The organism is Pseudomonas sp. F8002, from assembly GCF_013385495.1.
GTDB lineage: Bacteria > Pseudomonadota > Gammaproteobacteria > Pseudomonadales > Pseudomonadaceae > Aquipseudomonas.
The window spans coordinates 233,074-246,786 of record NZ_JACAPW010000001.1; the positions used below are offsets into that span (position 1 = coordinate 233,074).

Here is a 13,713-nt window from a genome sequence, read left to right on the forward strand (position 1 = left end):
CTCAGTTACTCAGTCGTACCCCGCCCAAACTGCCACTTAGCTCATAGGCCGCCAGTTCCGCCTGATGCGCGGCCATGATTTCCGGCAGGGAGCTGCGCAGGTATTCCACCCACGTCTTGATCTTCGCATCCAGGTATTGGCGCGACGGGTAGATGGCGTACAGGTTGAGCTCCTGGGAGCGGTAGTTGGGCATCACCCGCACCAGGGTGCCGTTGCGCAGCCCTTCAATCGCCGCATACACCGGCAACAGGCCAACGCCCATGCCGCTGGTGATCGCGGTCTTCATCGCATCCGCCGAATTCACCAGGAACGGTGAGCTGTTGATCGCCACACTTTCCTGGCCTTCCGGGCCATTGAACGACCATTTATCCAGCTGAATGACCGGGCTGACCAGGCGCAGGCACGCGTGGTTGAGCAGGTCGCTGGGCCGTTGCGCGCAGCCATTGGCCTTGACGTAGGCCGGCGAGGCACAGGCGATGCTGTAAGTTATCCCCAGGCGCTGCGAGACAAACCCCGAATCCGGCAGCTCGCTGGCGAGCACGATGGACACGTCGTAACCCTCATCCAGCAGGTCCGGCACGCGGTTGGCCATGGTCAGGTCAAAGGTCACGTCCGGGTGGGTGCGGCGGTAGCGGGCAATCGCATCGATCACGAAGTGCTGGCCGATGCCGGTCATGGTGTGCACTTTCAGCTGCCCGGCGGGGCGGGCGTGGGCGTCGCTGGCTTCGGCCTCGGCTTCCTCGACATACGCCAGGATCTGCTCGCAACGCAGCAAATAGCGCTTGCCGGCCTCGGTCAAGGCGATGCGGCGGGTGGTGCGGTTGAGCAAACGGGTTTGCAGATGGGCCTCAAGGTTGGAGACCGCGCGCGAGACGTTGGCAGTGGTGGTATCCAGCTGCACGGCGGCGGCGGTGAAGCTGCCGGCTTCGGCCACACAACTGAAGGCGCGCATGTTTTGCAAGGTGTCCATTAAGGTGCTCTCAGGGGAGATGGCAAATTGTGACACGAAGTTGCAGGATCCAGTGATCCCTACGAACGGATTATCGCCTGAACGGTAACAAAGATTCACAAGAATCCCACCTTATCGCCATCCGGCCCGCCCCTTAGAATTGCGCCACCTTCCCCGCAACACCCTCTCAGGAATTCGCAGCAGTGCCGCGTCGCATCAGCAGAGAGCTGAAGACTCTCAGTGTTTGGGCCTTATCGTTAGCAATCAGCGGCTGCATCGGAACCGGAGGAATTGCCCCTCAAGGCCAGTCACTCGTCGCCAATTCATTGGCCACCGACGAGGCGATCAAAAGCGCCGCCCAGGACGCCCACTGGCCCACCGCGCAATGGTGGCAAGCCTACGGCGACCCGCAACTCAACCACTGGATCGACCTCGCCGTGCAAGGCAGCCCGAGCATGGCCATGGCCGCTGCACGTGTGCGTGAAGCCCGGGCCATGGCCGGGATCGCCGAGTCGGCCGAGTCGTTGCAGATCAATGGTGACGCCACGCTCAAGCGCCATAACTGGCCCAGCGACCAATTCTACGGCCCGGGCGCGCTGGACAATTCCACCACCTGGGACAACAACGCGTCCCTGGGCTTGAGCTATGCCCTCGACCTCTGGGGCCGCGAAAGCAACGCCACCGAGCGCGCCGTGGACATGGCCCACATGAGCGCCGCCGAAGCGCGCCAGGCGCAGCTCGAATTGCAGAACAACGTGGTGCGCGCCTATATCCAGCTGTCGTTGCACTTCGCCCAGCGCGATATCGTGGCCGCCACCCTGGCCCAGCAACAACAGATTCTCGACCTTGCGCAAAAGCGTTTGAATGGTGGGATCGGCACCCACTTCGAAGTCAGCCAGGCCGAGACGCCCCTGCCGGAAACCCATCGCCAGCTGGACGCCCTGGATGAACAGATCGCCCTGAGTCGCAACCAGTTGGCCGCGCTGGCGGGCAAAGGGCCGGGGGCGGGCGCGCAGTTGCAGCGGCCCACCTTGTCCCTGGCCGCGCCGCTGAAACTGCCGTCGAGCTTGCCCGCCGAACTGCTCGGCCAGCGCCCGGACGTGGTCGCCAGCCGCTGGCAAGTGGCGGCCCAGGCCCGTGGCATTGATGTGGCCCACGCCGGTTTCTACCCCAACGTCGACCTGGTGGGCAGCCTCGGCTACGTCGCCACCGGCGGCGGAATGCTGAGTTTCCTGACCGGCAAGAAACTCAACTACACCGCCGGCCCGGCCATCAGCCTGCCGATCTTCGACGGTGGCCGCCTGCGCTCGCAACTGGGTGAAGCCAGCGCCGGCTACGACATCGCCGTCGCGCACTACAACCAGACCCTGGTCAACGCGCTCAAGGGTATCAGCGACCAGTTGATCCGCCGCGAGTCGATGGACAAGCAGCAGGCCTTTGCCGCCGAATCCGTGGCCTCGGCGCAGAAAACCTATGACATCGCGATGATCGCCTACCAGCGCGGCCTCACCGACTACCTCAACGTGCTGAATGCCCAGAGCCTGTTGTTCCGCCAACAGCAGGTGCAGCAGCAGGTCCAGGCCGCGCGCCTGAGTGCCCACGCCGAACTGGTGACCGCATTGGGCGGTGGCCTCGGCGCCGGCAGCGACGTGCCTCAGGACAGCCAGACCTTACCGAGCAAGACCCCGGCGGCCCTCGCCGTGTTTGATCACTGAGTAGGATGCAATGACTCCCTTGCCTGCACCGCTGCGCTGGTTGCACTCGCTTGAGTGGCGCCGTGGTTTCTTCGATTGGGCACGCAGTGATGGCGTGACCTGGGTCTATATCTTCAAGGTGCTGATCGCGGCCTTCCTGACGTTGTGGCTGGCCATGCGCCTGGAATTGCCGCAACCGCGTACCGCGATGATCACGGTGTTTATCGTGATGCAACCGCAAAGCGGCCAGGTGTTCGCCAAGAGTTTCTACCGCTTCCTGGGCACCCTGGCGGGCTCGGCGGTGATGGTGTTCCTGATCGCGTTGTTTGCGCAGAACACTGAACTGTTCCTCGGTTCGCTGGCGATCTGGGTCGGCATCTGCACTGCTGGCGCGACCCGCAATCGCAACTTTCGCGCCTACGGTTTTGTGCTGGCCGGCTACACCGCGGCGATGGTCGGCTTGCCGGCCCTGGCCCATCCCGACGGCGCGTTTATGGCGGCGGTGTGGCGAGTCCTGGAAATCTCGTTGGGGATTGTCTGCTCCACGCTGGTCAGCGCCGCGATCCTGCCGCAAACCTCCAGCGCTGCGATGCGCAACGCCCTGTACCAGCGCTTCGGTGTGTTCGCGCTGTTCGTCACCGATGGCCTGCGCGGTCGCAGTGAGCGTGAAGGGTTTGAGCGCAGCAACGTGCGCTTTATCGCCGAAGCCGTGGGCCTGGAAGGGCTGCGCAGCATCACCGTGTTCGAAGACCCGCACATGCGTCGGCGCAATGGCCGGCTGACGCGCTTGAACAGCGAGTTCATGGGCATCACCACGCGCTTCAACGCCTTGCACCAATTGCTTGAGCGCCTGCGCAGCCAGGAGGCCGATCACGTGGTGGCTGCGATCAAGCCGGGCCTGCAAGACCTGGCGGAACTGCTCGACGGTTTTTCCGGCCGTGCGCTCACCAGCCCCGATGCGGCGCGCCTGGCCAATCAGTTGAACGCCTACAAGGAAGGCCTGCCCGCCAAGGTGCGCAGCCTGCGCACCCGCTTCCAGGAAAGCGCCCCCAGCGACGCCGAACTGTTGGACTTTCACACCGCCTATGAGCTGCTGTACCGCTTCGTCGACGACTTGCACAACTACGCCCAGACCCACGCCTCCCTGGCGGATCACAGCCACGAGCGCGAACACTGGGACGAACCCTACACCCCCAAAACCAACTGGCTGGCCTGCGCCGCCTCGGGGATTCGCGCCTCGTTTATCCTGATCGTGCTCGGCAGTTACTGGGTGGCTACGGCCTGGCCCAGTGGCGCGACCATGACCCTGATCGCCGCGGCGACGGTGGGTTTGTCGGCCGCCACCCCCAACCCCAAGCGCATGGCCTTTCAAATGGCTTGCGGCACCTTGATCGGGGCGCTGGTGGGCTTTGTCGAAATGTTCTTCGTGTTCCCCTGGATCGACGGTTTCCCGTTGCTGTGCGTGATGCTCGCGCCGGTGATCATCTTCGGTTCGTTCCTGGCTTCGCGCCCGCAGTACGCGGGAGTCGGCGTCGGGTTGCTGATCTTCTTCAGCACCGGCTCGGTGCCGGACAACCTCACGATCTACAACCCCTACACCTTCATCAACGACTACATCGCCATGGTCATCGGCATGCTGGTGTGTGCGGCGGCGGGCGCGATCATCCTGCCGCCCAACAGTCGCTGGTTGTGGCGTCGGCTGGAGCAGGACTTGCGCGAGCAAGTGGTGTTCGCCATCAGCGGCAAACTCAAGGGCCTGGCGTCGGGTTTCGAAAGCCGCACCCGCGACCTGCTGCACCAGGCCTACGGCTTTGCCGCCGGGCAACCCCAGGTGCAACGCAACCTGCTGCGCTGGATGTTCGTGGTGCTGGAAGTCGGCCACGCGATCATCGAGTTGCGCAAGGAACAGGCGATCCTGCCGGTGCACCCGGCGTATGCCGAATCCCAGCCGTGGCGCCAGGCGATCCGGGTGATGGGCCGCTCGTTGGTGCGGCTGTTCCTGCAACCCAGCGCCAGCAACCTGGAGCGCAGCCTGATCGCCGTGGACCACGCCATCAGCCGCGTGCAGGCCACCGACGAACCCTTCGCCCCGCACTTCGACACCTCGGCCCTGCGCCGGGTGAAAAGCTACCTGCACTTTATCCGCACCTCATTGCTGGACCCGCAATCACCCCTGGCTGCCCTCAAGCCCGAAGGACCCGCCCATGCCTCGTGAAATCGCCTTCCACGGCGTCTACATGCCCACCATGACCCTGATGTTTCTGATCGCGGCGGGCCTGGCCTGGGCCCTTGACCGGTTTCTGGCCGGCTTTGACCTGTACCGTTTTTTCTGGCACCCGGCGCTGCTGCGCCTGAGCCTGTTCGCTTGCTTGTTCGGCGCCCTGGCGCTGACCGTCTACCGTTGAGAATGCCCCGATGAAAAAGTTTTTCAGCCTGCTCGCGACCTTGCTGGTACTGGCCCTGGCGATCTGGATTGGCCGCACGTTGTGGGTGCACTACATGGAAACTCCCTGGACCCGCGATGGCCGGGTGCGCGCCGACATCATCAACGTCGCTGCCGACGTCACCGGCGAAGTGGTCAACGTTCCGGTGCGTGACAACCAGTTGGTGAAAAAGGGCGACCTGCTGATGCAGATCGACCCCGAGCATTACCAGATTGCGGTCAAGCAGGCGCAATCCCTGGTGGCTTCCCGCAAGGCCACCTGGGAGATGCGCAAGGTCAACGCCCACCGCCGCGCCGACCTCGACGCCCTGGTGATCTCCAAGGAAAACCGCGACGACGCCAGTAACATCGCCGACTCGGCCCTGGCCGACTACCAACATGCCCTGGCCCAGCTTGAAGCGGCGCAACTGAACCTCAAGCGCACCCAGGTGGTGGCGGCGGTGGACGGCTACGTCACCAACCTCAACGTGCACCGTGGCGACTACGCGCGTATTGGCGAGGCGAAGATGGCGGTGGTGGATATGAACTCGTTCTGGGTGTACGGCTTCTTCGAAGAAACCAAGCTGCCCCACGTCAAAGTCGGGGACAAGGCCGACATGCAGTTGATGAGCGGCGAAACCCTCAAGGGGCACGTGGAAAGCATTTCGCGCGGCATCTACGACCGGGACAACCCGGAGAGCCGCGAGTTGATCGCCGATGTGAACCCGACGTTCAACTGGGTGCGCCTGGCTCAGCGGGTGCCGGTGCGGATTCATATCGATGAAGTGCCGGAAGGTGTGCTGTTGGCGGCGGGGATCACCTGCACCGTGATCGTCAACCAAACACAGAACTGAATGTGGGAGCGGGCTTGCTCGCGAAGGCAGTGTGTCAGTCAACGAAAATATCGACTGATCCACCGCATTCGCGAGCAAGCCCGCTCCCACATTTTGACCGTGTCAGGCCTGTAGAAACGTCTCGTGCAAGTGGCGCCACAGCAGGGCGCCACTGGCCTGTTTTTCAAACACCACGGTCGATCGCCGATCGGTTTGGGCACCGCTGCCATCCACCTGCTGTTCGCGATAACTTACCGTTGCGCCACGGGCATGTCGGTCAATCCCGGCAAACTCGCTGAGGCTGATCCTGAACCCGGGCCGCTTGCCGCCAGCCTGGCTGAACAGCTGGTTGAGCAGTGCAAAATCCAGTTGTTTGCCCGCCGGGGTGATCATGGAAAAGTCCGGCGAAAAACGCCTCAGCAAAACCTCCAGTGTTCCCTCGGGGGCTGTGCCGGCAAACCATTGTTCGATTTCGACATGGGCCTGGATCACTTCATCAAAAAAATCGCGGTAGTCAATCATCGTGTGGGCTCGCTGGCAGGGTGAAGCAGTGTCCGTACCTTGGACGCATCCAGGCACAGTACGGCAAATAACGGAAACAGGGTCAACGCTGCGGCAATCGCGAAGGTGACGGTGAACGAGTCCAGCGCAGCCAGCACCCCACTGAGCACGGCGGCACCGAGGCAAAAACTCAATTGCCGATTGATGTTCCACAAGGCGCTGGCATGCCCCATGCGCTCGGCCGGAATGTCGAGAAAGGCCAGGGTTTGCGCGGTGCTGCTGCACAGGCTGCCGCCCAGGCCCATCAGGAGGTAGGCGAGCACCACGACAACCGGGTGCGGCTCGATCAGCAACAGGATGCCGAGGGCTTGCAGCAGCATGCCCGCCAGCAGCAGCGGCCTCGGCCCGCAGCGATTGAACAGTTTTTTGCTCAAGGCAATCGCCAGCCCCGAGGCCAGCGCCCACGGCAGCATCAGCGCGCCGATGTGGCTGGCGGTAAAGCCGAGGCCGTGCAGATAAAGAATCGCCACCAGGCTGGTGCCGATAAACACCCCCGGGATGAACAGGTAAACCAGCATCGCGACCCGCAGCATCGGGCGGCGAGCCTGGCCCAATACGTGACCGAGCTCCAGCGCCGGGCGTGTGGACGCGGGCGTGTCTGCCACCAGCCAGCGCAAGGTCAGCATCACGGTGATCAGCGCCAGCGGCAGGTTGGCGAAAAAGATCCAGCGCCACGACACGCTGTCCACCACCAGGCCGCCCAATGCTGGCGACAACGCCGGAATCAGCAGCGCCACCAGCATGACCCTGGCTGTCAGTTGGCTGCGTTCTGCCGGCGGAAAATGCCGATAGGCCAAGGCTTGCCCCACCGGAATCAACAAGCCGCCACCCAAGCCCTGCAACAGGCGCCAGCCGATCAGTGCTTCAATCGAGGCGGCCTGGCCCACCAGCACCGAGGCTACGCCGAACAGCAACAGGCTGACGGCAATCAACCGGCGCTCACCCAGCAGCGCCGCCAGCCAAACGCTCAGGGGAATGACGACGGTCAGGCCGAGCATGTAGGCGTTGCCGATCCATGCCAGTTGCGTGACCGAGGCGTGCAACTCGCGGGCGATGTCCGGGTAAGCGATGGTGGCGACAAACATGTTCACCAGGTCGAGGGCGAAGCCCATTAGAAAGATCCAGGTGACTTTCGAGCGGTAGGTCATTGCGCAGTTCCTGCTGTGGATGGCGGCAGGGTAGGCGGGTGCGGGCACTTGGGAAACAGCGGTTTGACTGTTAGTTTGTCAAAAATATTTTGACAAAGGAGCGCGTGGCATATGGTCAGCCTGGATCGTTTCGACACCTTCAAGGCCGTGGTCGAGGCCGGATCGTTGACGGCAGCCGCTGATGTCCTCGGGCAGACGCGAGCGGTGGTGAGCTTCAACCTCAAGCGCCTGGAAGCCGAGCTGGGCGTGACCCTGCTGACCCGCAGTACTCGGCAACTGGCACTGACCGATGCGGGCGAACGCTTTTACCTGCGCTGCACGCGCATGCTGGAAGAAGCGCGCCTGGCGGTGGAAGAGGCCCGTTCGGAGCACAGCCAGCTCAAGGGCACATTGCGGATCACCACCACCGTCGAATACGGATTGGCGGTGGTGGTGCCGGCAGTGGAAACCTTTCGCGGCCTGCACCCGGAATTGAACATCCAGTTATCCACCTCCTCCAGCCACGCCGACCTGATCTCCGAGCGCTTCGATGTGGCTATTCGATTGGGGCGGATGCTCGACTCCAATCATCGGGCGGTGCAGCTGTCGAGCTACGAAATCCTCGCCGTGGCTGCACCGGGGTTTGCCGGGGTCGCCACGCTGGAAGAACTGGAGCAACTGCCCAAGCTGGGGCACGGGCGGCTGACGGAGTTGACGGTGGTCGACCCGGCCGGCCATGAGCACCTGTACCGTCCAGGCCCCGGCAAGGCTTCACTGGTTGCCGACAGTGCCGCGATTCTCCAGGCGTTTGCGGTGCGCGGGCATGGCGTGGCGATCCTGCCCCAGTGGCTGGTGCAGGAAGACCTGGATGCGGGGCGTTTGGTGCGGTTGCTGCCGGGGTATCGATTTGCGCCGCAGGGGGTGTACGCGTTGTACCCGGATACCCGGCATTTGCCCCTGAAAGTGCGGGCCTTCATTGATTTCATGAAAGGCTGATCAGCCGAGAAACCGTGTGGCGAGGGAGCTTGCTCCCGCTGGGGGGCGAAGCACCCCTGAAAAGGTCAGCGCATTCTTTCAGGAAACTTGGATGGGTGGTTTTGGGGCTGCTGCGCAGCCCAGCGGGAGCAAGCTCCCTCGCCACGGGGAGGCGGGGGCTCTTAGAGCTGGCCGCTCAGGCCAAAGCGCTTTTTCAATACGGTCTCCAGCAAGCCCTTGGGCAACAGCGCCGCCATCCACGGCAGTGCCCGGCAACCATTACCCGAGCGCAACAGGCGCGGCGGCGTGGTCTGTTGCACGGCCTTGAGCACGTCTGCCGCAAACTGGCTGGCGGGCGTAGGCCGATCCTGGGAGGCCTTGGCCCGGGCGCGGATGCTTTCGCGCAGTGGCCACCAGGGCGACTTTTCATTGATCAACAGTTCCGCCTGGGTGCCGGCGTTTTTTGCAAAACTTGTATCGATGGCGCCTGGCTGCACTTCCATCACCCGCACGCCAAACGGTGCGAGCTCCATGCGCAACGCATCACTCAAGGCATGCACTGCGGCTTTCGAGGCGCAATACGCACCGGCGAACGGTGTGACCAACACGCCGGACACGCTGCCGATATTCACCACCAACCCTTTACGGCGACGCAGGGCCGGGAACAGCGCCTGAGTCACGCCCACCACTGAGAATACGTTGGTCTCGAATTGCTGCTGCATCGCCTGGGTGCCGCCGTCGAGCAACGGGCCCATGGCGCCATAGCCGGCGTTGTTGATCAGCACGTCCAGCTCGCCGACCTGCCCGGCCAACTGCGCCAGTGCAGCGCTGTCGTTGACGTCCAGTTGCACCGCGTTAAAGCCGGCGCTGGCGAGTGCCGCCACATCCTCGCTGCGCCGGGCGCTGGCCCACACGTCAAAGCCGGCTTGCTTGAAGGCGTCCGCCAGGGCACGGCCAATGCCACTGGAGCACCCGGTGATCAGTACGTTGGGCATGGATCAGTCCTTTGTCGTTATCAGTCAGAGAAGCTGCCTTGCAAATGCTCGGCACGAAATTCCAGGGTTTGCGGGCGGTAGCCGGGGCGCAGCGGCGGCACTGGCAGGCAGTCTTCCCAGGTGGCGCCGGCCTGCAGTTCGCCGGGGCCGCGATAGCGCGGGGCAGCGTACACGTTGTCTGCCAGGTTGACCGTATCGCCCGGCGCATACGCGGCGATGCGCCAACGCAGTTCGGTCAGCGGTACGTTGTTGCCGTTGTTCAAGGTGAGCTTGAGCGGGCGGTCTGCCGGGCATTCTTTCGGCGCGTAGACGGTACGCAGTTCCAGGCGTGCCAATTGCTGGGCCTCGCGGTTGTCCAGCCACACCACCCCTACCGCCACTAATCCCAGGCCGGCCGCTGCGGCCAAAGACACCGGCAGCGCTTTGGCCGGGTAGCGCAGGAGCAGGATCAGCCAGGTAATGACCAGCAGAACGCCGATGAACACGATAAGTACCTCGCTTGCGGTGAGAAACCATCGTAGCTGACCCCAGGTAGGAAACCAATTTGATCGTCAAACGGGCAAGTCCAGCTTACATGCAGATATATATTCGAATTTTCCCACTGGAACGTCGCGTCTGTCTTACGCCACTGATTGATTTGTCATCGGATCGATATCACTTTTTCAGGAGTAACAATGGACTGGCTCCCTTTACGCGAAGGGTTAATTTTTAATGATCGTCAAACGCCACACCCACTATCACCCTGATCTCCCTCAACCGTCTCCTGCCCCGGAAGAGTCCCAAAAAAACCAGGCGCCTGCCTCAGTGAATCCTGCGCCGTATTCTGACCAGCCCATCACTGGCACACCTGTTGTCCCGGCCGTTCGGAGCATTCATCCGGCCACCCTCAACGCGTATGATTCTGGTAATCCCGCTTCTGCCCAGAAAGGGTTTTTCCGTCAGCACGAAGCACTCAACGATAAAATCAACCGGTTGCTCAGCCAGCAGCCCACCTATGAGATGTTTGTGAAGGCGTATCAGGAGTACGTTGCCAGCACTCCGGGGGCGGTGGGCGAAATTGGCTCCCTGTTTGCCAATGCTGTCAGCCGGTTTTGGACGACCCCCAAACAGTCCGAAGAAAATCCTGAGACCCCACAAGATGAACTGATCAACCTGCACCGGCAAATGCTCTCCAACCAGGCGGCCCTGCGCCTCGCGGACGGTACGCTAAGCTCTGTGAGTAAGGCGCTGATCGATAAGGCGTTCCGCTATCCCACTCTGGCGGCTCGGGAGAGTGCATTTCCCGATGGTTCTCGACCCGGTGTATATCCGATCACGGTTGATGACAACACGCCAAACGGCGCGCGCCTGGCGGGTTCCTTCATGATCACCGCCACCGATGGCTCCCGGGCAACGAGCCCTCACTGGCCCAATGGCAACAAAAATATCATGGCCGACAACGGTAATGGCCCCGTGGTGCTCTATACCCCTGGCGAAGGGTTTGAGGAATTTTCGACGCCTGCTCAATTGCAGGCGACGCTGATGCACCGCATTGATAAAGGGGGCGTTCCCGCAGCGCTGCTGTCTGAAAGTTTGCCCTTGTCGGCGGAAAACCTCCGTAAGCCGTTGCGCGGGGAAGACCTGACACTCAGTTTCGCTCCCACCAACGGAGATGTTGTAGCAGAAGCAATCCCTCAGCTTTTGGCGCGGCAAAAAGACGAACTGGTGGCTTTGACTCATTCAGACACCAGCGACTTGAACAATGCGCAAATCGAGCGAGCCATGAACAATGCTGCCAACTGGTCCTCTCAGTTGGACGGTAGCAACGCGATGCTGGCGCGGGGTGAAAAGCTTGAAGATAAACAAGAGCCGCAATGGTTGAAAAAACTGTCGCCCATGAACGAAGGGCACTATCAGTTTCTGGACGCAAGCGAGCAAAAATCCCTGCAGACCCTGGTGCCATTGCTGGAAAAAATCCCCTCGCTGCCGAGGTTTGCCAATCAGCAACTGAGTGATGAACTCAAGAAAAAATACCCGACGGCGAATGTCGATCCAGACACGATCGTGGTTACCACTACAACGCAATCCAGGGTCCATACCGGTCGGCCCGGAGCCTACGTTCCACGCAATGTCAGCAGAACACGAAGTTCACTGACTGACCTTGCCCTGAAAAACCCCACGGCGTGGCCTGCGGCAGAAAGTCATCAGTACAGTTCCGTGACATTCTCCGCACAACTGAAGGACTCATCAGGCAAACCGTTACTCGGAGCCGATGGTCAGCCTGTGGTCCTGGGAACGAATGAACTCAAGGCGCTGGTTAATAAACTGGACGTGGGTGGTCATTACGTCCAGTTGCTCAAGACGCGTATGACGCCGGACGCCGTGACGGGAGAGCCGGGGGAGCTTCGCACTGCGTGGAAAGCCAACCTGTCCGATGTCATGAAGAAACAGGCTTTCCTGGGGGAAATGAACCCGCAGGCTTATCCGCCAGGATCCCCGGCACCCGAGTGGGTGCAGACCCTGCTGGATTTCCCAGACCCCGCCACTCGGCCCCAGGTAGATGGAAAAACCATCATCGCCAACACGGTCAGTCATCTTGGCCAGGCACTTCAGGGCGTAGTCGTCATTGGCAACGGCGGGGACGGGCCGCTGGTGCTGTATAGCCCGGATGCGCCTGATGGTATGTCCTTTCGGCAAGTCGCCGACCAGGCGGCCCTGGAGGCGCTTTTTAAACAGCCGCAATGGCGCGCCTACGCTAAAAGCAAAGCGTCGCCACTCAATCCCGACAGTTTGGGCGCCGTCATCCAGGATTATAAAGACGGCAACATCGTCAAGAACCTGAGCCGTATTGGAAGGTTCAACGAGCTTACAAGCGATGCTTACCTCAAGCCTATCCAGGGCAACTTTCAGGACACTCTGTACAAACAGTTGACCGAAGTACTGATCGATAACGCGGATGTCAGTACTGTCAGCTCTGCCGAGGTGGCTAAAGAGTCGGCCTACAATAAGACGATGTTCGGCATCGAAATCGCCAGCATGTTCATGGACCTCCTTCCCGTTATCGGAAAGGGCATTTCGACTGCTGCGCGGATCACAAAAGCCGGGCTAAGGGTTATCAGGTCGCCAGGCCAATCCATCGTAAGCGTGCTCAACAAGCCCAACCGCCTTGCCATGATCTACGCTCGTTACGGCGGTGGCGGGGCGACGGCGGGTCAGACCGCCAGTCCAATCATGCGGCCGGTTCTGAAAGCCTTGCCGCCCAGCAGGGTCATTGAGCCACTGGCAAACACCACGATGGCCGCCGGGGCGCCTGCACCGCGCTTGGTGCCCGATATCAGCGCCCACTCCGTACCTGAAAGCCTGCTTGCCGGTCGTCCGATCAGGGGCGACGGCACTTATCAGGTGGGCGATCAGTTCTATGTGCGGTACACCGATGGTACCGGCGTCAACAAGCCGTATGAAATCAGCCCGATTTACAACGTCGAGGGCGGATATGTCCGGGTCATCGATCCGCAAACCAAAAAAACCGTGGCGTTCCTGCAGTCTGCGGGTGGTGGCGAATGGCGACAGAACAAGATGTTGGGTGGCGCGAGGGGAGACGCTGGTCAGGGCGTCAAACGCCCAGGCACCCTGGATATACAACCCGGGCCTTCCGGCGCCACCAAAAGACCGAGAACGCCCGAAGCCTTTCCAGGTGAAAAAGCCGGGCTGGAAGCCCCCGTCAAAGGCGAGAATGTTTATTACCACTACACGGGAAACAAGGCGTCCGCATCCATCAATAGCGACTGGCATCTGCAGTCTTCCTCCAAGGACCTGAAAGGAGCAGATTTACCCCGTGGTCAGGGACGGCATTACTTTACGGACCTGGGGCCTGAGGACATGACCCAGGATGATTTATCCAGGACGATTTTCGGTCGGCGCTCCGGTGGGAATACGAAGGATAAAATGACGCAATTCTATGAGATCAACACGTCGGGCTTGACGATAATGCCGACTGAAAATCCACATATTTTTTATGTGGATACGAAGTTTTCCATTCCCTTGAAGTATCGGGATGGTGATGGAAACCCGGTGGATCGGATCATTAAGAAGGGCCCGTTTACATAACGTCAAGGCTGATTGTACAAAGACAAGACCGCCCGTCACTCACTGCGGATAGGGGACGCAGTCAGTGACGG

At 61.5% G+C, this 13,713-nt stretch carries 11 protein-coding genes; 6 read left to right on the plus strand and 5 right to left on the minus strand.

The genetic code is table 11. The features are described from left to right. Position 1 precedes the first annotated feature (1 nt). The gene (locus HX811_RS01110; protein ID WP_003216257.1) at positions 2-970 is read right to left on the minus strand and encodes a LysR family transcriptional regulator; all 969 of its coding nucleotides are present in this window, start codon (positions 968-970) and stop codon (positions 2-4) included. Between the two features lie 182 nt (positions 971-1,152). Here HX811_RS01110 and HX811_RS01115 point away from each other — a divergent pair, with 182 nt between their 5' ends. From HX811_RS01115 to HX811_RS01130, 4 genes are read left to right on the plus strand one after another with little or no spacing between them, the layout of a single operon-like run. Then, a complete protein-coding gene (locus HX811_RS01115; protein ID WP_032899258.1) occupies positions 1,153-2,664 on the plus strand; it encodes an efflux transporter outer membrane subunit in 1,512 nt (503 codons plus the stop codon). A 10-nt stretch (positions 2,665-2,674) separates the two neighbouring features. Further along, on the plus strand, positions 2,675-4,858 hold the full coding sequence (locus tag HX811_RS01120; RefSeq protein WP_008434187.1) for an FUSC family protein: 2,184 nt from the start codon (positions 2,675-2,677) through the stop codon (positions 4,856-4,858). Then, positions 4,848-5,048, plus strand: a complete 201-nt coding sequence (locus HX811_RS01125; protein WP_003216262.1) for a DUF1656 domain-containing protein — start codon at positions 4,848-4,850, stop codon at positions 5,046-5,048. Before HX811_RS01120 ends, HX811_RS01125 begins: the two co-directional genes overlap by 11 nt. A gap of 10 nt (positions 5,049-5,058) precedes the next feature. Next, entirely contained in the window at positions 5,059-5,919 is an 861-nt protein-coding gene (locus HX811_RS01130; RefSeq protein WP_087692839.1) for an HlyD family secretion protein, read from the plus strand. A 102-nt stretch (positions 5,920-6,021) separates the two neighbouring features. On the opposite strand, the gene HX811_RS01135 is transcribed toward HX811_RS01130, so the two are convergent. Together HX811_RS01135 and HX811_RS01140 are read right to left on the minus strand one after the other, a co-directional pair. Continuing rightward, positions 6,022-6,420: a hypothetical protein gene (locus HX811_RS01135; protein WP_008434185.1), complete on the minus strand. Its 399-nt coding sequence runs from the start codon at positions 6,418-6,420 to the stop codon at positions 6,022-6,024. Further along, on the minus strand, positions 6,417-7,607 hold the full coding sequence (locus tag HX811_RS01140; protein ID WP_177044395.1) for an MFS transporter: 1,191 nt from the start codon (positions 7,605-7,607) through the stop codon (positions 6,417-6,419). The genes HX811_RS01135 and HX811_RS01140 overlap by 4 nt, the downstream gene beginning before the upstream one ends. A 111-nt stretch (positions 7,608-7,718) precedes the next feature. Between HX811_RS01140 and HX811_RS01145 the strand changes: the two genes are divergently transcribed. Next, positions 7,719-8,582 carry a LysR family transcriptional regulator gene (locus HX811_RS01145; RefSeq protein WP_177044397.1) on the plus strand — a complete coding sequence of 288 codons (864 nt, stop codon included), beginning with the start codon at positions 7,719-7,721 and terminating at the stop codon, positions 8,580-8,582. A gap of 161 nt (positions 8,583-8,743) precedes the next feature. Here HX811_RS01145 and HX811_RS01150 read toward each other — a convergent pair whose 3' ends face one another. Together HX811_RS01150 and HX811_RS01155 are read right to left on the minus strand one after the other, a co-directional pair. Then, positions 8,744-9,556 (minus strand): SDR family oxidoreductase, encoded by an 813-nt coding sequence (locus tag HX811_RS01150; RefSeq protein ID WP_134327298.1) that lies wholly within the window; start codon positions 9,554-9,556, stop codon positions 8,744-8,746. A gap of 20 nt (positions 9,557-9,576) precedes the next feature. Further along, positions 9,577-10,041, minus strand: coding sequence for a multidrug transporter (locus HX811_RS01155; RefSeq protein WP_177044399.1), 465 nt, complete (start codon positions 10,039-10,041; stop codon positions 9,577-9,579). A 226-nt stretch (positions 10,042-10,267) separates the two neighbouring features. Here HX811_RS01155 and HX811_RS01160 point away from each other — a divergent pair, with 226 nt between their 5' ends. After that, entirely contained in the window at positions 10,268-13,642 is a 3,375-nt protein-coding gene (locus HX811_RS01160) for a dermonecrotic toxin domain-containing protein (RefSeq protein WP_177044401.1), read from the plus strand. The last annotated feature ends 71 nt before the right edge of the window (positions 13,643-13,713 follow it).